Source organism: Bacillus cereus G9842 (assembly GCF_000021305.1).
Taxonomy (GTDB): domain Bacteria; phylum Bacillota; class Bacilli; order Bacillales; family Bacillaceae_G; genus Bacillus_A; species Bacillus_A thuringiensis_S.
In genome coordinates this window covers 3,879,412-3,898,378 of the sequence record NC_011772.1, presented here as the reverse complement: position 1 = coordinate 3,898,378, position 18,967 = coordinate 3,879,412, and the positions used below count along the sequence as shown (strand labels likewise).

Sequence of the window (18,967 nt, the reverse complement as noted above, 5' to 3'; positions counted from 1 at the left end):
TATGGGGGAGATTGTCTATGGAACAATTAGTAAATGAGCTTATAGAAGCAGACGTTGGTCGTGTTTTAGTTAACGAGTCGTTAGCGCGTTATACAACTATGAAAATAGGTGGACCAGCGGATATTTTAATTGTGCCTAAGCATGTAGCCGGTATTGAAAAAACATTACAGTTAGTAAAGCAATACAAAACGAAGTGGACTGTAATTGGGCGCGGTTCAAACCTTCTTGTATCTGATCGAGGCATAGAAGGTGTTGTTATTCGTTTAGGAGAAGGATTAGATCACTTAGAGGTCGAAAAACATAAGGTAAGAGTTGGTAGTGGATATTCTCTTATTAAATTGTCAACTTTACTTAGTCGTCAAGGGTTAGCTGGATTGGAGTTTGCAAGCGGCATTCCAGGAAGTGTCGGTGGTGCAGTATATATGAATGCAGGTGCACATAAATCGGATATATCGAGTGTATTATCGAAGGCTCTCATTCTGTTTGAAGACGGTACAATTGACTGGTTAACGAATAAAGAACTGGAGTTTTCTTATCGGGCATCTGTATTGCAAACGAAACGGCCTGGTATTGTTTTAGAGGCGGAGTTTCAATTACAGGCGGGAAAACGTGAAGAAATTGTACGTAGCATGCAAAATAATAAAGATTACCGCCGTGAAACGCAACCATGGAATCACCCGTGTGCAGGAAGTATATTTCGGAATCCAATCCCACATTTTGCAGGCGATTTAGTAGAAAAAGCAGGGCTTCGTGGTTATAGGATTGGTGGAGCTCAAATTTCTCAAATGCATGGCAATTTTATTGTTAATACCGGGGGAGCTTCAGCGCAAGATGTATTGTCCTTAATTGAATTAATAAAACATACAATTAAGGATAAATTTGATGTAGATATGCACACAGAAGTAGAAATCATTGGAAGATAACGGTTATTCGTTCCGCTCATTATCATTTATGTTACATAGGGGGATCGTACATGAATAATAGTAAAGTGATTAAACTACAAGATCGTGTACCAAAATTGAAAAATCAAAAGAAAAAAAACAAAAAAAATGTTAATCATCGATTGATTTTATACATATCAATTTTATTTTTATTAGTGCTCTTTTTAATTTATTTTCGGTCTCCGCTTAGTAATATAAAAAAGATTAGTGTGTTTGGAAATCATTATATGACGGATGAGCAAGTAATGAAGGATTCAGGCGTGACATATGATACAAGTTATTTCCGAGTGACAGCACATAAAGCTGAAGAAAACTTAACGAAGCGAAAAGAAATTAAAGCAGTAAATGTAAAAAAACGTTTTCCAAACAAGATTGATGTTCATATTGAAGAATATTTAACGATTGGTTATATAAATAAAGAGGGAAAATTACAACCGTTATTAGAGAATGGAAAAACACTTGATGTACTACCTAATGGAAAACTTCCTGTTGCAGCACCGATTTTCGAACCTTTTAAAGAAGAGAAAATGAAGGAGTTAATCGCTGAACTAGAAAAATTAACACCAGCTATTTTAAAATCTATTTCGGAGATTCGCTATTCTCCAACGAATGCGAATGAAGATCATCTTACTTTATATATGAATGAAGGTTATGAAGTGAGCACTACGATTCAAAATTTCGCAAAACGTATGGAAGCCTATCCGCTTATTTTAAAAACAATTGAGCCAGGTAAGAAGGTATTAATTGATTTAGAAGTAGGTGCATATACGAAAGAATTAGGTGCGGAAGAAAAAAAAGAATAGAATGGTAGTTTTCGTTGCTTATAGCAGAAAAAACAAAACAAACGTTCTATTATATGCATACGAATTTAGAAGAATGGTTCATTTGATGAAAAATATGTAAAAATTCTTAGATTCATACTAGTATTGGTACAAGTTTCACTTTTCTATGAGTACATCTTAGTGTAGACTTATACTTGGCGGTAAACTTTACACTCGAAATAGAATTATTTCAAGATAAGCAGTTATTCATAGTTTACTGCGATATTCTTAATTGAATGCTAAATAAAAATAAGAAAAATATAGGGTTAAAAAAGGGAAACGTATAAAGACGTTGAATATTTTTCTTATAAATAGTAAAGTTGCGATTGTTGTTCCATATATTGAGTTGTATGGTATAAATAAAGAAGGAGGTGCCAAAGAATGAACAGCAATGAAATATATGTTAGTCTTGACATCGGTACATCCAATGTTAAAGTCATCATTGGTGAAATGGTTAATGACAGCTTAAACATTATTGGTGTTGGAAATGTAAAATCAAATGGTTTAAAGAAGGGATCGATAGTTGATATAGACGAGACTGTTCGATCAATTAAAAAAGCAATTGAACAAGCTGAGCGTATGGTGGGAATCCATATTGAGCAAGTTGTAGTAGGTGTCAATGCAAACCAGGTACAGCTACTTCCTTGTCACGGAGTAGTCGCTGTTTCAAATGAAGATCGTGAAATCGGGAATGAAGATGTCTTACGCGTTCTAGATGCAGCACAAGTTGTGTCAATTGCTCCAGAACGTGAGTTTATTGATGTGGTACCTCGACAGTTCATCGTAGACGGTCTTGACGAGATTAACGATCCACGCGGGATGATCGGTGTAAGATTAGAAATGGAAGGTACACTTATTACAGGCTCGAGAACTTTACTACATAACCTACTTCGTTGTGTAGAAAAAGCAGGTCTTGAAATTGTTGATATTTGTCTTCAACCTTTAGCGGCTGCAACAGTTGCTATATCTTCAGATGAAAAAAATAGAGGAGTAGCCCTTGTTGATATGGGGGGAGGATCTACAACTTTATCTATTTTTAAAGACGGAGAGTTACAAGCGACGAGCGTATTACCATTAGGTGGAGACCATATAACGAAGGATATTGCAATTGGGTTGAAAACTTCAACAGAAAATGCAGATCAAATTAAGTTGAAATATGGACATGCTTTTTATGATACAGCATCTGAAGAAGAGATGTTTACGGTTCCTATTATGGGAAGTGATCAAACAGAACAATATTCTCAGTTGGAATTATCGGATATAATAGAGGCTCGTGTAGAGGAAATTTTAATGTTTGTTCAAGATGAAGTGCGTAAGTTAGGAGTAAAGCAAGTGGCTTCTGGTTATGTACTAACTGGCGGAATTGCTTCTATGCCAGGTGTTCTTGATCTTGCATATGATATTTTACATGAAAATGTTCGTGTAGCAACTCCTGATTATATTGGTGTGCGTGAGCCCCAATATACAAGCGGAGTTGGATTAATTAAACATTCTTATCAAAAAGCTAAATTACGTGGGAAAAATGTGCAGGAAAAGCAAGAGCATTTTGAAACAGTACCAGCACCAGCACCAACGCCGGTACAACAGCAACCTGCGAAACAAAAAACTCGTAATCAAAACAATAATAATCAAAATGATGACCGTATGATGTCAAAAGTAAAACGTGTATTCCGTTATTTATGGGATTAAAATTGGACACGAAAAATGAGGTTCTAGGGGGATTTCGACATGTTAGAGTTTGATACTACTCAAGATCAATTAGCGAATATAAAAGTTATCGGTGTCGGCGGTGGCGGAAACAATGCTGTAAACCGTATGATTGAACACGGTGTACAAGGTGTAGACTTTATCGCTGTGAACACTGATGCACAAGCATTAAATCTATCAAAAGCTGAAACAAAAATGCAAATTGGTGGAAAATTAACGCGTGGACTTGGTGCAGGCGCAAACCCTGAAGTAGGGAAAAAAGCTGCAGAAGAAAGTAAAGAACAGATCCAAGAAGCACTTCGTGGTGCGGATATGGTCTTCGTAACTGCTGGTATGGGCGGTGGAACTGGAACTGGTGCAGCTCCAGTTGTTGCTCAAGTTGCAAAAGAATTAGGTGCTTTAACAGTTGGTGTTGTAACACGTCCATTTACTTTTGAAGGACGTAAACGTGCAACGCAAGCAGCATCTGGTATTGCAGCATTTAAAGAAAATGTAGATACTCTTATTGTAATTCCAAACGATCGCTTATTAGAGATCGTTGATAAAAATACGCCAATGTTAGAAGCATTCCGTGAAGCTGATAACGTATTACGTCAAGGTGTTCAAGGTATTTCGGATTTAATTGCAACGCCAGGTTTAATTAATTTAGACTTTGCAGACGTAAAGACAATTATGTCTAATAGAGGTTCTGCTTTAATGGGTATTGGTTCTGGTAACGGGGAAAATCGTGCTGCAGAAGCTGCGAAAAAAGCGATTTCTAGTCCATTACTAGAAACATCTATTGATGGAGCTCAAGGTGTTATCATGAATATTACGGGTGGCGCTAACTTAAGCTTATATGAAGTACAAGAAGCGGCAGATATCGTAGCCTCAGCTTCAGATCCAGAAGTAAATATGATCTTTGGTTCTGTTATTAACGAAGGATTAAAAGATGATATCGTTGTAACTGTAATTGCAACTGGTTTTGATGATAGCATTGCAACTCAACCACCAAAACCAATTATTCGTCCGAATGCGAACCACACGCAACAACAGCAACAACCAGTAGCTCAACCTTCAAAACAACGTGAAGTAAAACGTGAAATGAAGCGTGAAGAGCCAGTTGTACATGAACGTCATTCAGATTCAGATGATATCGATATTCCAGCATTTTTACGTAACCGTCGTAGACGATAAAAAAAGGAGCTTTCATGCTCCTTTTTTGTTTTTTAAATGGAAAAGACCTGCTAAGCAGGTCTTTTTTTATTTCGTATATTTCAATATATTTTGTTGGTGAAAATAAGAGTATATCATTCTATGAATTTGTACTTTTATTCTTTACCGACAGATTATGTCTAGAAATCACAAAATAACAAAAAAACACCTCCGCAAATTGACACACTTTCCTATTGGATATGCATTATACTAGTCTCAACTTGAAAAAAGAGGTGAATTGTTTGGTTGTTTACGCCGACGTTGTTTGGTTGTTAAACGCCTGCATTGATTTTCTTTTGCTTTTATTAACAGCTACCGTGTTAAAAAAGAAAATCAAAAGATGGAGGCTTGTGTTAGGGGCATTTATAGGTTCAACTATTGTTATTTTTGCCTTTACTCCTTTTGCTTCTATGATGACACATCCAATTATGAAACTACTGTACTCGTTACTTATTGTGTATACAGCATTTGGGTTTACAACATTTAGAAATTATGCACAGACTGTTTTTACTTTTTACTTTGTAACCTTTATGGTTGGCGGAGGATTAATTGGAACTCATTTCTTTTTGCAAACGAATGAAATGGTAAATGGATTGGTTCAATCTCAGTCAATTTCTTACGGCGATCCAATTAGTTGGTTATTTGTTATTTTTGGTTTTCCGGTAATTTATTATTTTTCTAAAAAGCGTATTGAAAGCGTAGAGGTCACGAAAATACACTATGACCAAATTGTGAAAGTAAAAATTCAATTGGCCGAAGAAGAACTAGAACTGGCAGGTCTTATTGACAGTGGGAACCAACTTTACGATCCATTAACAAAAACACCCGTTATGATTATGCATGTTTCATCATTAGAACATTGCTTACCATCTTGGTTAACAGAACAAATTTATTCCAAAACAGAAATTCCTCAAATACCAGAAAATGATTCTGGTTGGGCGACAAAATTACGTTTAATTCCTTTCCGTGCAGTAGGAGTAGAAAGTCAATTTTTGTGGGCAATTAAGCCTGACAGTGTGCAAGTTGATCATGAAGGTAGTTCTATTGTTGTAAACAAAGTATTAATTGGATTAAATACACAACAACTGTCTACAAATGGGGAGTATCAATGTATTGTGCATCCAAAAATGTTGATTTCACAAAAAATGGTGATCGCTTAATAATGAGAGGCGGGATAATATGATGAAATTAAAATTTTATTTAGTATACCTTTGGTATAAAGTATTGCTGAAATTAGGAATTAAGACCGATGAAATTTATTATATTGGTGGAAGTGAAGCGTTGCCACCACCGTTAACGAAAGAAGAAGAGGAAGTTCTTTTGAATAAATTGCCAAAGGGAGATCAGGCAGCAAGGTCATTACTTATTGAACGTAACTTAAGGCTCGTTGTATATATAGCAAGAAAGTTTGAAAATACAGGGATAAATATTGAAGATTTGATTAGTATAGGAACAATCGGCCTTATTAAAGCGGTAAATACATTTAATCCAGAAAAGAAAATAAAATTAGCAACATATGCATCGCGTTGTATAGAAAATGAAATTTTAATGCATTTACGTCGAAATAACAAAAATCGTTCAGAAGTTTCTTTTGATGAACCGCTAAACATTGATTGGGATGGGAATGAACTGTTGTTGTCTGACGTGTTAGGTACAGATGATGATATTATTACAAAAGATTTAGAAGCTACTGTAGATCGTCACCTTTTAATGAAAGCATTACACCAATTAAATGATCGTGAAAAACAAATTATGGAACTTCGGTTTGGTCTTGCTGGAGGAGAGGAAAAGACGCAAAAAGATGTGGCGGATATGCTTGGGATTTCACAGTCATACATTTCGCGTTTAGAAAAAAGAATTATAAAAAGATTACGAAAAGAATTTAATAAAATGGTGTGAAGAATAAGACCAGCCGTTATGTAGGCTGGTCTTATTCTATTTAGTTGTATTAGGAAAGATAATTTAAATAAAAAATCGTGAAAAAACCATATGCATAAAATCCCCTTCAAAGGAAATACTTTACACTGTACAGCAACTCCCGATAGGAGGGAACACTTTGACGAGAAACAAAGTAGAAATTTGCGGTGTTGATACAGCTAAACTTCCAGTATTAAAAAATGAAGAGATGCGTAAATTATTTCGTGAAATGCAAAGTGGAGAGATAAGCGCAAGAGAAAAATTAGTGAATGGAAACTTACGTCTTGTACTGAGCGTCATCCAAAGATTTAATAACAGAGGAGAATATGTTGACGATTTATTTCAAGTTGGTTGCATTGGACTTATGAAATCAATTGATAATTTTGATTTAGGCCAAAATGTAAAATTTTCAACGTATGCTGTGCCGATGATTATTGGGGAAATACGCAGATATTTGCGTGATAATAATCCAATTCGCGTATCGCGCTCATTGCGAGATATTGCGTATAAAGCTTTGCAAGTAAGAGAAAAGTTGATTGCAGAAAATTCAAAAGAACCAACAGCAATGGATATTGCAAAAGTGCTAGAAGTAACTCATGAAGAGATAGTATTTGCTTTAGATGCGATTCAAGACCCAGTTTCATTATTTGAACCGATTTATAATGATGGAGGAGATCCTATCTTTGTTATGGATCAGTTAAGTGATGAAAAACAAAAGGACGAGCAGTGGGTTGAAGAATTAGCATTAAAAGAAGGAATGAAGCGTTTAAATGATCGAGAGAAAATGATTATTAGAAAACGTTTCTTCCAAGGAAAGACACAGATGGAAGTTGCAGAAGAAATTGGGATTTCCCAAGCGCAAGTATCACGTTTAGAGAAGTCAGCCATTAAACAAATGAATAAAACGATTCAAGGATAAGGTCTCACCAATTATGGTGAGACCTTTTTATATGTAATATGGTTTGTGCTCATAGTAGGGGATTAGTGTTCATATAATGAAACTAGCATGGTGTTTCGTATAGGTGGCTTCCTGTAAATATGAGAAACAGTTTCCAATTCGTCATATAAGGGAGAGGATAAAAATGGTGATACGAATTTCAGAGTTACAGATGAAGGATGTTATAAATATTTCAGATGGAAAAAGGATTGGGAATATTGGAGATATTGAAATTGATATGAACACAGGGAAAATTTGTTCTGTTATTATTTCCAAACAGACACGTATGCTAGGTATTTTTGGAAAAGATGTTGAGATTGTAATTCCTTGGAAGGAAATTGTGAAAATTGGGGAAGATGTCATACTTGTAAGAGTAAATCCTGTTAATTCTGTAACAGAATCAATACAAACACCGACAATTTCATAAAGAATATTACAAATTCCTCTTTTTTTTCTGTTAGGATTATGAAAAAATAAAAGTATGGTAAAATAGACAGGAAGTACCATGCTTTTTTCTGTTATTTTAATTAAAAGGAGCCGCTTTATTATGAGAGAACCATTTAAATATGTGGACGGTATACTGTATTTACAAGCGTGGAAAGAACTTGGAAACATTACTGCTGGATTTACGACAAAAGATGGTGGGATAAGTACGGGCTCCTTTCATGCGATGAATTTAGGATTACATGTGAATGATATCGTGGAGAACGTTCATGAAAACAGACGCATTTTAGCAAATAAGTTACAAAAACCATTAGAAAACTGGATTTGCTCTGAACAAGTTCATGCTCATCATGTTGAAAAAGTAGGGCAACAGGAAAAAGGAAGTGGCGTCTATTCATATGAGGACGGCATTTCAAAAACAGATGGCATTTATACGAGTAATGAAGATGTTCTGTTAACGTCTTGTTACGCGGATTGTGTTCCGCTCTATTTTTATGCACCATCACATGGTATGATAGGACTTGCGCATGCTGGATGGAAAGGCACTGTACAAGAGATTGCAAAGGAAATGATTCAAAAGTGGAATGCAGAAGGTATTTCAAGTGATGAAATTCATGTTGCAATTGGGCCGTCGATCGGATCTTGTTGTTATGTTGTGGATGATCGTGTATTAACAGCAGCACAGGAAGTAGTTAGCGGTGCTGTTCCTCATCAAAAAATTTCTGACGGGCAGTACGCAATTAATTTAAAAGAAATTAATCGTATATTATGTGTACAAGCAGGCATAAAAGAAGAGCATATTGTAATGTCATCTCTTTGTACAAGCTGTGAAGAGCAACTATTTTTCTCTCATCGTCGTGATCAAGGTAAGACAGGAAGAATGTTGAGTTTCATAGGTTTTAAGGAGGAAGGAAGCAAGTGACAGTACAAGAAAATTTAGTGATTGTAAACGAAGCTATTAAAGAATCTTGCGCTCGAGCTGGACGTTCGTTGCAAGATATTAAACTTGTTGCAGTGACAAAAACTGTAGGGATTGAAAAAACAAACGAAGTAATTGAAGCTGGAATTATCGATTTAGGTGAAAATAGAAATGAAGGTTTCTTACAGAAATACGAGCATTTCGGTTCAAAAGTTAATTGGCACTTTATTGGCTCATTACAAACGAGAAAAGTAAAAGAAATCATTAATGAAATTGATTATTTACATTCGTTAGATCGTCTTTCCCTGGCGAAAGAAATTCAGAAACGTGCTGATAAGAAAGTGAAATGCTTTATTCAAGTGAAAACCTCATCTGAAGAATCGAAGCAAGGATTGGCAATAGAAGAGGTTGTTTCTTTTATTCAAAGTTTGCAAGAATTCGATAAAATTGAAGTGGTCGGACTAATGACGATGGCTCCATTTACAGAAGAAGAGGAAGAAATCAGACGCTGTTTTAAGGAATTACGTATGCTACAAACAGAGGTGCAGGAGCTAGAGTTATTACATGCGCCATGTAAAGAATTATCAATGGGAATGTCCAACGATTACACGATTGCAATTGAAGAAGGGGCTACATATATTCGTTTGGGAACGATTTTAGTAGGAAAAGCGTAAAAGGAAGGAGAATCTTATTATGAGTTGGTCAAAAGTAAAATACTTCTTTTTTGATACACCGGAAGAAAAAGAAGCAGCTCAATATGGTTATGAAAAGGAGCAAACAGACATGAAAAAGCAGCAAGATCCACCAGAACAACAAGATGTTACGTTTCCGAAAGCGCAACCGAAGCAAAATGTTGTGAGTATTGAAACAGCAAAACAATCTTCAAAAGTTGTTTTATTAGAACCACGCACATATTCGGAAGCGCAAGGGATTGCGGACCACCTAAAAGGTAGACGAGCTGTTGTAATTAATTTGCAGAGAATGTCTACTGATCAAGCGGTACGTATCGTTGACTTTTTAAGTGGTACTGTATACGCTATAGGCGGGGACATTCAAAAAATAGGACCGAAAACATTTATGTGTACACCTGAAAATGTTGATATTGTTGGTGCAATTTCAGAGTTATTCGGTGAAGAAGAAGAAACAAATATAAAGAGGTGGTAATACGCCATGACAACAGTTTTAATGGTGTTAAGTTCTGCTATCGAGATTTACTCGTGGGCACTGATTATTTACATTCTCCTATCATGGTTTCCTGGTGCAAAGGAATCATCTTTTGGAGAGTTCTTGGCGCGAATTTGTGAACCGTATTTAGAACCATTCCGCAGATTTATTCCGCCGCTGGGTATGATTGATATTTCTCCACTCGTTGCGATTTTTGCGTTAAAACTTGCTAAAAGTGGTTTGTTCAGCTTGTTCGGCTATTTCTTATAGTAAGAGGTTAAATACATGAGCATTTACGAACATTTTAGGCCTGATGAAGAGGTCTTTGTAGATAAAGTGCTAGAGTGGAAGCGAACGGCGGAGTACCATCAAGTGAAATTAACAGATTTCCTTGATCCAAGACAGCAACAAATTGTTTCTATGGTAATTGGACAAGGAGATGTTGCTGTGCAATTTGGTGGTGCAACGCCTAATGCAGAGCGTAAAAGAGCACTCATTTATCCAGACTATCTAAAATTAAATGAAGAAGAATTTCAAGTAGAAGTATTAGAAATTGACTATCCTTCCAAGTTTTATACGCTAGAACATAGGCAAATATTAGGTACATTTATGTCTCTTGGTTTAACGAGAGAAAAATGTGGTGATATTTTGCTGCAAGAAAATCGTGCCCAAATTGTAGTTGCGAAAGAAATCGTATCGTACATTGAGATGAACTTACAAGCAATAGGAAAAGTAAAAGTCTCCTTATCAGCAGTACAAGGAGAACAAATTCTACAGATACATGAAACGTGGGGGGAGAAATCTGGAACGGTTTCTTCACTTCGTTTAGATGTTATGTTAGCTGAAATGTTACATTTATCTAGACAGAAAGTACAACCTTTCATTAAAAATGGTTTAGTAAAAGTTAATTGGAAAATAGTGGAACAAACTTCTTATGAATGTTATCCAGGAGACGTTTTCTCTGTTAGAGGATATGGCCGAAGTAAATTATTTTCTGTAGAAGGTAGAACAAAACGCGACAAATGGAGAATTTTGTATGGTATACTAAAATGATTGGTTTTTTAGAAGGAAATCCTCCTATTTTGTCGAAGAAAAGATATAATTGAAAGAGGAAATTTAGATAACTACTTGGAGGTGGCGTTGTGCCGTTAACACCATTAGATATTCATAACAAAGAATTTGGTCGCGGATTCCGTGGCTATGATGAAGATCAAGTAAATGAGTTTCTTGATCAAATTATCAAAGATTATGAATTGGTCATTCGTGAGAAAAAAGCTTTAGAAGAAAAAGTTGCGCAGTTAGAAGGGAAGTTAGATCATTTCTCTAATATTGAAGATACGTTAAACAAATCTATCGTTGTTGCGCAAGAAGCAGCGGAAGAAGTAAAACGTAATGCGCAAAAAGAAGCGAAATTAATTGTGCGTGAAGCTGAAAAGAATGCTGATCGTATTATTAACGAAGCATTAGTAAAATCAAGAAAAGTTGCTTTTGATATTGAAGAGTTAAAGAAACAAGCGAAAGTATTCCGAACTCGTTTCCGTATGTTATTAGAAACACAGCTTGAAATGTTAAACAACGATGATTGGGATAAACTAATTGAGTTAGAAGACGAAGTAGATGAACTGTTGAAAAAAGAAGAAACAGTGTAAGCTTGACGTTTTTCTCATTATTACATATAATTTTAAACAACATATTTATTAAGAAAAACGAAGATAGGGATAAGTACCTTTTCAAACCTTATATAGCGAACTGAGGACGGTGTAAGCTCAGGATAAGGAGATAGTGGGAATATCACCCTGGAGTTCCGCGCTGAACAAATAGAGTAAGCGTAGGCGTGTATTCGCGTTAAGAATATAAGAGGATTCTATACATATGTATATGATCTACTAGGGTGGTACCGCGGGAGACTTTCTCGTCCCTTTTTGGGATGAGAAAGTCTCTTTTTTATTCCGTTTTTTAAGTATTTCTTATATACATGTAAGGAGGAATTGAGCATGGAGTACAAAAATACATTACTGATGCCGAAAACAGAGTTCCCAATGCGTGGGAACTTACCAAAACGTGAGCCTGCAATGCAAGAAAAATGGGCTGAAATGAATATTTACGAAAAAGTACAAGAACATACAAAAGGTCGTCCTTTATTTGTATTGCATGATGGACCTCCATATGCGAATGGTGACATTCATATGGGACATGCATTAAATAAAGTATTAAAAGACTTTATTGTTCGTTATAAATCAATGACTGGTTTTAGTGCGCCATATGTTCCAGGATGGGATACGCACGGTTTACCAATTGAACAAGCTTTAACAAATAAAGGTGTAAAGCGTAAAGAAATGACAGTTGCTGAGTTCCGTAAGTTATGTGCAGAGTATGCATATGAACAAGTAGAACGTCAACGTGAACAATTTAAGCGTCTAGGTGTACGTGCAGATTGGGATAATCCATATATTACTTTAGAGCCCGCTTATGAAGCACAACAAATTAAAGTGTTTGGTGACATGGCGAAAAAAGGTTATATCTATAAAGGTCAAAAACCAGTTTACTGGTCTCCAACGAGTGAATCTGCTTTAGCAGAAGCTGAAATTGAATATCAAGATAAAAAATCAGCATCTATTTACGTAGCATTCCCTGTAAAAGATGGAAAGAACGTATTAGAAGGTGATGAAAAGTACATCATTTGGACAACAACACCTTGGACATTACCTGCAAACTTAGGTATTTCTGTTCACCCAGAGCTTGAATATAGCATTGTAAAAGTAAATGATGAGAAATATATCATTGCTTCTGAGCTGTTTGAGACAGTTGCAAAAACGTTAGAGTGGGAAAATGCTGAAGTTGTGAAAACAGTAAAAGGTAGCGAACTGGAGTACACAGTTGCAAAACATCCATTCTACGATCGTGATTCATTAGTAATGCTAGGAGATCACGTAACAACAGATGCAGGTACAGGTTGTGTTCATACAGCACCAGGACACGGGGAAGATGACTTCGTTGTTGGTAAAAAGTATGGATTAGAAGTACTTTGCCCAGTTGATGATAAAGGTGTATTAACAAATGAAGCACCTGGATTTGAAGGCTTATTCTATGATAAAGCTAACAAGCCAATTACAGAAAAATTAGAAGAAGTAGGCGCGTTACTGAAACTAACATTCATTACGCATTCATACCCACATGATTGGAGAACGAAAAAACCAATTATTTTCCGTGCGACAGCACAGTGGTTTGCATCTATTGAAGCATTCCGTAAAGAATTAATAGAAGCTGTAGCGGAAACAAAATGGGTACCAGCATGGGGAGAAACTCGTCTTCATAATATGGTTCGTGACCGTGGTGACTGGTGTATTTCTCGTCAGCGTGCATGGGGTGTGCCAATTCCGGTATTCTATGCTGAGAATGGCGATCCAATTATTACAGATGAAACAATTAACCATGTAGCAGATTTATTCCGTGAACACGGTTCTAACGTATGGTTTGAGCGTGAAGCGAAAGATCTATTACCAGAAGGATTTACACATCCAGGTAGCCCAAATGGCGAATTCCGTAAAGAAACAGACATCATGGATGTATGGTTCGATTCAGGTTCTTCTCACCAAGCTGTATTAGAAGAGCGCGAAGATTTACAGCGTCCAGCTGATTTATATTTAGAAGGATCTGACCAGTATCGTGGTTGGTTTAACTCTTCATTATCAACAGCAGTTGCTGTAACAGGTAAAGCTCCATATAAAGGCGTACTAAGCCACGGTTTCGTACTAGATGGTGAAGGACGTAAAATGAGTAAGTCGATTGGAAACATCGTCGTACCGAAGAAAATCATGGATCAATTAGGCGGAGACATCTTACGCTTATGGGTATCTTCTGTTGACTATCAATCTGACGTACGTATTTCAGATGATATTTTAAAACAAGTAGCAGAAGTGTATCGTAAAATCCGTAACACATTCCGTTTCTTATTAGGAAACTTAGACGACTTTAAGCCAAGTGAAAATGCAGTAGCTGTAGCTGAGCTTCGTGAAGTAGATCGTTACATGTTAGTGAAATTAAATGACTTAATTACAAAAGTTAAAGAAGCATATGAGACATACGATTTCGCTGCTGTGTATCATGCAATTCATAACTTCTGTACAATTGATTTAAGTTCATTCTACTTAGATTTTGCAAAAGATATTTTATACATTGAAGGTGCAAACCACGAAGATCGTCGTGCAATTCAAACTGTATTATATGATGTTCTTGTTGCGTTAACGAAACTTGTAACACCAATCTTACCGCATACAGCTGATGAAGTATGGCCATACATTCCAGGCGTAACAGAAGAAAGTGTACAATTAACTGATATGCCAGAAGCTGTACAATTATATGACGCGGAAGCATTAAAAACAAAATGGGATGCATTTATGACATTACGTGATGACGTGTTAAAAGCACTAGAAGTAGCTCGTAATGAAAAAGTAATCGGTAAGTCATTAAATGCAAGCATTACGCTATATCCAACTGCAGAAATGAAAGCTATGTTAGAGTCTATTAGCGAAGACTTAAAGCAATTATTCATCGTTTCTGAGTATAAACTTGGTGGTATGATGGAAGAAGCGCCAGCAGATGCACCGAAGTATGAACATACAGCGGTTGTTGTTGCTCAAGCAACTGGTGAAACATGTGAACGTTGTTGGGTAGTTTCAGAAACAATTGGTAAAGATGCTGAACATGAAACATTATGTGAGCGTTGTGCAACAGTTGTGAAAGAAAACTATGTAAAATAATAAAAAACTGACTGCTATTTATGCAGTCAGTTTTTTATTTTGATGATATATCAAAATAACTTTCAGGCTCTTTCCTGTGAAGGAAAAATGTGTGTGAGGTAAGCAAATAAATTTCGGACACACTAACTGTACATTACAGCTAGGAGGAATGTACACGTGAATGAAATCTACATGGAAATAAAAGAAGAATTGCAATTGATGAGAAAAGAGTTGCAAGAGAGACTAGCTAAAGAAGTAATGCACAAATATGATGTCGAGTTCAGCCAAGAGCTTGGATATGAAATTAAGGAAGAGATAAAGAAAAAATTGCTATTACATGATATAAAAGAGGATTTAAAGGATGTAGAACGTGCATTATTTAAAATGGAAATAGACATGTACGGTATTTGTGAAGAGACCGGGAGATTAATTTCGACAAAGCAAATGAAAACAATGCCGACTGCCCGAACAATTCATGAATTTTTCTATGAAAAGGTAAATGTATGAATACGCACAACGATATTATATTACCTTTTTTTAATTTATTTTATTCTTCTATAAAGGTTCATTGTGAAAAGGTAGCAGCTATGCTAAAATTTTGAGGTACACTGTCTTTGTGGGGGAAATGAAAATGATATATTATGTAATAGCGTTATTTGTCATTGCTATCGATCAAATATCGAAGTGGTTAATTGTAAAGAACATGGAATTGGGTACGAGTATTCCGATTATCGACAATGTATTATACATAACATCACATCGAAATAGAGGCGCTGCCTGGGGTATTTTAGAAAATAAAATGTGGTTCTTCTACATTATTACAGTTGTTTTTGTAGTGTTTATCGTATTTTATATGAAAAAGTATGCGAAAACAGATAAGCTTCTAGGTATTTCGTTAGGCCTAATTTTAGGCGGGGCAATTGGTAACTTTATTGATCGTGTATTTAGACAAGAAGTAGTGGATTTCATTCACGTGTATATTTTCTCGTACAACTATCCAGTATTCAATATAGCTGATTCAGCGTTATGTATTGGTGTTGTATTAATTATTATTCAAACATTATTAGAAGGCAAGAAAGCGAAGGAGTAATTGAATGAGTGAAGTAGTACAAGTAACAGTTGTAGAAGAGCAAAAAAATGAGCGAATTGATAAATTCGTTGCAGGAATAAATAACGAATGGTCACGTTCACAAGTACAGCAATGGATTAAAGATGATGTTGTGACAGTAAACGGGAAAGCAGTAAAAGTGAATTATAAAGTAAAAGAAGAAGATGAAATTACAGTAACGATTCCTGATCCAGAAGCGTTAGATATTCAACCAGAAGATATGAATTTAGAAATTTATTATGAAGATGCAGATGTGCTTGTTGTAAATAAACCACGTGGTATGGTTGTACATCCAGCGCCAGGACATACAAGTGGTACGCTTGTAAACGGCCTTATGCACCATTGTACAGATTTATCAGGTATCAACGGTGTAATGCGTCCAGGTATTGTGCATCGTATTGATAAAGATACATCTGGATTATTAATGGTTGCTAAGAATGATATGGCGCATGAATCACTTGTAAATCAACTTGTAGCAAAAACAGTAACAAGACGTTACAAAGCAATTGTGCACGGTGTTATCCCGCATGATAAGGGGACTATCGATGCACCAATTGGTCGTGATAAGAAAGAGCGTCAAAGTATGACAGTTGATGAAAATGGTAAAAATGCTGTTACTCACTTCCAAGTGTTAGAACGCTTTAAAGACTTTACACTTGTAGAATGTCGCTTAGAAACGGGACGTACGCACCAAATTCGTGTTCATATGAAATATATTGGCTATCCACTTGCAGGAGATCCGAAGTATGGTCCCAAGAAAACGTTAGATATGAATGGACAAGCACTTCATGCAGGTATTTTAGGCTTTGATCATCCTCGTACTGGTGAATATATTCAGTTTGAGGCACCGATTCCAGAAGTATTTGAAGAAGCATTAAATATTTTACGGAAATAGTATTGACAAATCACAAGAAAACTGAGATACTGACAACAGTTAAATAATGATCCTTTAACACAGCCCCGTGAGGTTGAGAAGGTAACGGTTTGAAATACTTAGGGTATGCTGTACCCTTTTTTCAAAAGTCCTCTCGCACACGCTGAGAGGACTTTTTTTATACCATTACTCTCACGCAAGAAAAAAAGCTTGGAGGTGTAGAGCATGCAAGAGAAAGCTGTCGTTTTAGATGACCAAATGATTCGCCGTGCTTTAACACGAATTAGTCATGAAATCGTGGAACGAAATAAAGGTGTCGATAATTGTGTTCTTGTCGGAATTAAAACTCGTGGAATTTTTATTGCACAACGTTTGGCAGAACGAATTGGTCAAATTGAAGGAAAAGAAATGGAAGTTGGAGAGTTAGACATTACGTTATATCGTGATGATTTAACACTGCAATCCAAAAATAAAGAACCACTTGTAAAAGGTTCTGATATCCCTGTAGATATTACGAAGAAAAAAGTTATCCTTGTGGATGACGTGTTATATACAGGAAGAACAGTTCGAGCAGCAATGGATGCTCTTATGGATTTAGGTAGACCATCTCAAATCCAACTGGCGGTTCTTGTTGATAGAGGTCATCGTGAACTACCAATTCGCGCTGATTATGTAGGAAAGAACATCCCAACATCAAGTGAAGAGCGTATCGAAGTTGATTTGCAAGAGACAGATCAACAAGATCGAGTAAGCATATACGATAAGTAAAGCCCTTTTAAATGTAGTCCTGTGAGGCTGCCAAAGGGTCTTGGCTTTCATATGTCAAATTTGGCATACGAAAGTGTAGGACTCTTTGTGCACAGGCACAAAGAGTTTTTTTATTGCAAAGATTTAAACTGAAGGAGGATGTAACAATGGAACAAAAGCCAGTGTTAGACGTTAATGAAGTACCGAAACCGGGAAAATGGTTATTTTTGAGTATACAACATTTGTTCGCGATGTTTGGATCAACAGTGCTTGTTCCGTTTTTAACAGGATTGAATCCATCAGTAGCATTAATATCAAGTGGATTAGGAACGTTAGCGTTTCTTCTTATAACGAAAGGTCAAGTACCTGCCTATCTAGGATCATCATTCGCCTTTATCGCACCGATTATAACAGCGAAAACGGCAGGTGGACCGGGAGCAGCAATGCTTGGTGGTTTGCTAGCAGGGCTTGTGTACATCTTAATCTCACTCGGAATTAAGAAATCAGGATCAGAGTGGATTATGAAATTACTTCCGCCAATCGTAGTTGGACCGGTAGTAATGGTAATCGGTTTAGCGTTAGCACATACAGCAGTTAATATGGCGATGAACGGTGCGGATGGCAAATATAGCTTTATACACTTTTCAGTAGCATTAGTAACATTAGCAATTACAATTATATGCTCGATATTCGGAAGAGGATTTTTCAGTATCATACCAGTGTTACTTGGCATTATCGGCGGATATATCTTCGCTTACTTCCAAGGGCTAGTAGACTTAAAGCCGGTAGCTGAGGCAAAATGGTTTGTTGTACCAGATTTCACAGTACCATTTGTCACATACACACCAGAGTTTTCATGGAAGATTGTACTCTTGATGGTACCAGTTGCACTAGTAACAATATCAGAACATATCGGACATCAAATTGTACTTGGAAATGTTATTAAAAGAGATTTAATTGAAAAACCAGGTTTACACCGTTCGATCTTCGGTGACGGAGTAGCAACATTAATCGCATCACTAATCGGCGGGCCACCGAATACAACGTATGGTGAAAACATCGGTGTGCTAGCAATTACGAGAGCATACAGTGTATACTTATTCATCGGTTCAGCAGTATTCGCAATCATGTTCGGATTTATCGGTAAGATTTCTGCGCTGATTCATTCGATCCCAACACCAGTTATGGGTGGGGTATCAATCTTACTATTCGGTGTAATTGCATCAAGCGGATTACGCATGATGGTAGATGATAAAACAGATTTAAGTGACAAACGAAACTTAATGATTGCATCAGTAATACTAGTAATCGGTATTGGTGGAGCGGTACTTCACGTAGGAGAATCGTTCCAAGTAGAAGGAATGGCACTAGCAGCAATTGTAGGTGTACTGTTAAATCTACTACTACCGGAAACGAAACAAATAAAACAACCTAAGCAGATTGCTTCATAATAAT

General features: G+C 36.4%; 20 protein-coding genes and 1 other annotated feature. All 20 genes read left to right on the top strand.

Annotation, left to right across the window (positions count from 1 at the left end):
* Positions 1–17 precede the first annotated feature (17 nt).
* The 20 genes from murB to uraA all read left to right on the top strand — a co-directional run bounded on the left by murB (position 18) and on the right by uraA (position 18,963).
* A complete protein-coding gene (gene murB, locus BCG9842_RS19445; RefSeq protein ID WP_000437031.1) occupies positions 18–923 on the top strand; it encodes a UDP-N-acetylmuramate dehydrogenase in 906 nt (301 codons plus the stop codon).
* Between the two features lie 50 nt (positions 924–973).
* Positions 974–1,744 (top strand): cell division protein DivIB, encoded by a 771-nt coding sequence (gene divIB, locus BCG9842_RS19440; protein WP_001065791.1) that lies wholly within the window; start codon positions 974–976, stop codon positions 1,742–1,744.
* Between the two features lie 399 nt (positions 1,745–2,143).
* Positions 2,144–3,451 carry a cell division protein FtsA gene (gene ftsA, locus BCG9842_RS19435; RefSeq protein ID WP_001087559.1) on the top strand — a complete coding sequence of 436 codons (1,308 nt, stop codon included), beginning with the start codon at positions 2,144–2,146 and terminating at the stop codon, positions 3,449–3,451.
* Between the two features lie 39 nt (positions 3,452–3,490).
* Positions 3,491–4,645 carry a cell division protein FtsZ gene (gene ftsZ / locus BCG9842_RS19430; RefSeq protein WP_000888984.1) on the top strand — a complete coding sequence of 385 codons (1,155 nt, stop codon included), beginning with the start codon at positions 3,491–3,493 and terminating at the stop codon, positions 4,643–4,645.
* 260 nt (positions 4,646–4,905) lie between these two features.
* Positions 4,906–5,823: a sigma-E processing peptidase SpoIIGA gene (gene spoIIGA / locus BCG9842_RS19425; RefSeq protein ID WP_000261975.1), complete on the top strand. Its 918-nt coding sequence runs from the start codon at positions 4,906–4,908 to the stop codon at positions 5,821–5,823.
* Positions 5,824–5,842: 19 nt separating this feature from the next.
* Positions 5,843–6,562, top strand: coding sequence for an RNA polymerase sporulation sigma factor SigE (gene sigE, locus BCG9842_RS19420; RefSeq protein ID WP_000976948.1), 720 nt, complete (start codon positions 5,843–5,845; stop codon positions 6,560–6,562).
* Positions 6,563–6,719: 157 nt separating this feature from the next.
* Positions 6,720–7,499, top strand: coding sequence for an RNA polymerase sporulation sigma factor SigG (gene sigG, locus BCG9842_RS19415; RefSeq protein WP_000197755.1), 780 nt, complete (start codon positions 6,720–6,722; stop codon positions 7,497–7,499).
* 163 nt (positions 7,500–7,662) lie between these two features.
* Positions 7,663–7,944 carry a YlmC/YmxH family sporulation protein gene (locus BCG9842_RS19410; RefSeq protein WP_000236745.1) on the top strand — a complete coding sequence of 94 codons (282 nt, stop codon included), beginning with the start codon at positions 7,663–7,665 and terminating at the stop codon, positions 7,942–7,944.
* Positions 7,945–8,064: 120 nt separating this feature from the next.
* Complete coding sequence (gene pgeF, locus BCG9842_RS19405; protein ID WP_001209008.1) at positions 8,065–8,883, top strand: peptidoglycan editing factor PgeF; 819 nt, start codon at positions 8,065–8,067, stop codon at positions 8,881–8,883.
* A complete protein-coding gene (locus BCG9842_RS19400) occupies positions 8,880–9,554 on the top strand; it encodes a YggS family pyridoxal phosphate-dependent enzyme (protein WP_000218005.1) in 675 nt (224 codons plus the stop codon). The genes pgeF and BCG9842_RS19400 overlap by 4 nt, the downstream gene beginning before the upstream one ends.
* A 19-nt stretch (positions 9,555–9,573) precedes the next feature.
* Positions 9,574–10,044 (top strand): cell division protein SepF, encoded by a 471-nt coding sequence (locus BCG9842_RS19395; RefSeq protein WP_000119129.1) that lies wholly within the window; start codon positions 9,574–9,576, stop codon positions 10,042–10,044.
* 6 nt (positions 10,045–10,050) lie between these two features.
* Positions 10,051–10,314, top strand: a complete 264-nt coding sequence (locus BCG9842_RS19390; protein WP_000214323.1) for a YggT family protein — start codon at positions 10,051–10,053, stop codon at positions 10,312–10,314.
* A 15-nt stretch (positions 10,315–10,329) separates the two neighbouring features.
* On the top strand, positions 10,330–11,097 hold the full coding sequence (locus BCG9842_RS19385) for a YlmH family RNA-binding protein (protein ID WP_000029714.1): 768 nt from the start codon (positions 10,330–10,332) through the stop codon (positions 11,095–11,097).
* Between the two features lie 89 nt (positions 11,098–11,186).
* Positions 11,187–11,693 (top strand): septum site-determining protein DivIVA, encoded by a 507-nt coding sequence (gene divIVA / locus BCG9842_RS19380; protein ID WP_001131611.1) that lies wholly within the window; start codon positions 11,187–11,189, stop codon positions 11,691–11,693.
* A gap of 51 nt (positions 11,694–11,744) precedes the next feature.
* Positions 11,745–11,967: a binding site (T-box leader), on the top strand.
* A gap of 71 nt (positions 11,968–12,038) precedes the next feature.
* Entirely contained in the window at positions 12,039–14,804 is a 2,766-nt protein-coding gene (gene ileS2 / locus BCG9842_RS19375; RefSeq protein WP_000455954.1) for an isoleucine--tRNA ligase, read from the top strand.
* A 156-nt stretch (positions 14,805–14,960) separates the two neighbouring features.
* On the top strand, positions 14,961–15,290 hold the full coding sequence (locus BCG9842_RS19370) for a molecular chaperone DnaK (protein WP_001002956.1): 330 nt from the start codon (positions 14,961–14,963) through the stop codon (positions 15,288–15,290).
* Positions 15,291–15,414: 124 nt separating this feature from the next.
* The gene (gene lspA / locus BCG9842_RS19365; RefSeq protein ID WP_000642180.1) at positions 15,415–15,873 is read left to right on the top strand and encodes a lipoprotein signal peptidase LspA; all 459 of its coding nucleotides are present in this window, start codon (positions 15,415–15,417) and stop codon (positions 15,871–15,873) included.
* 4 nt (positions 15,874–15,877) lie between these two features.
* A complete protein-coding gene (locus tag BCG9842_RS19360; RefSeq protein WP_000005854.1) occupies positions 15,878–16,786 on the top strand; it encodes an RluA family pseudouridine synthase in 909 nt (302 codons plus the stop codon).
* Between the two features lie 204 nt (positions 16,787–16,990).
* Positions 16,991–17,533, top strand: a complete 543-nt coding sequence (gene pyrR, locus BCG9842_RS19355; RefSeq protein WP_001156491.1) for a bifunctional pyrimidine operon transcriptional regulator/uracil phosphoribosyltransferase — start codon at positions 16,991–16,993, stop codon at positions 17,531–17,533.
* 146 nt (positions 17,534–17,679) lie between these two features.
* Positions 17,680–18,963 (top strand): uracil permease, encoded by a 1,284-nt coding sequence (gene uraA, locus BCG9842_RS19350; RefSeq protein ID WP_000435925.1) that lies wholly within the window; start codon positions 17,680–17,682, stop codon positions 18,961–18,963.
* Positions 18,964–18,967 lie beyond the last annotated feature (4 nt).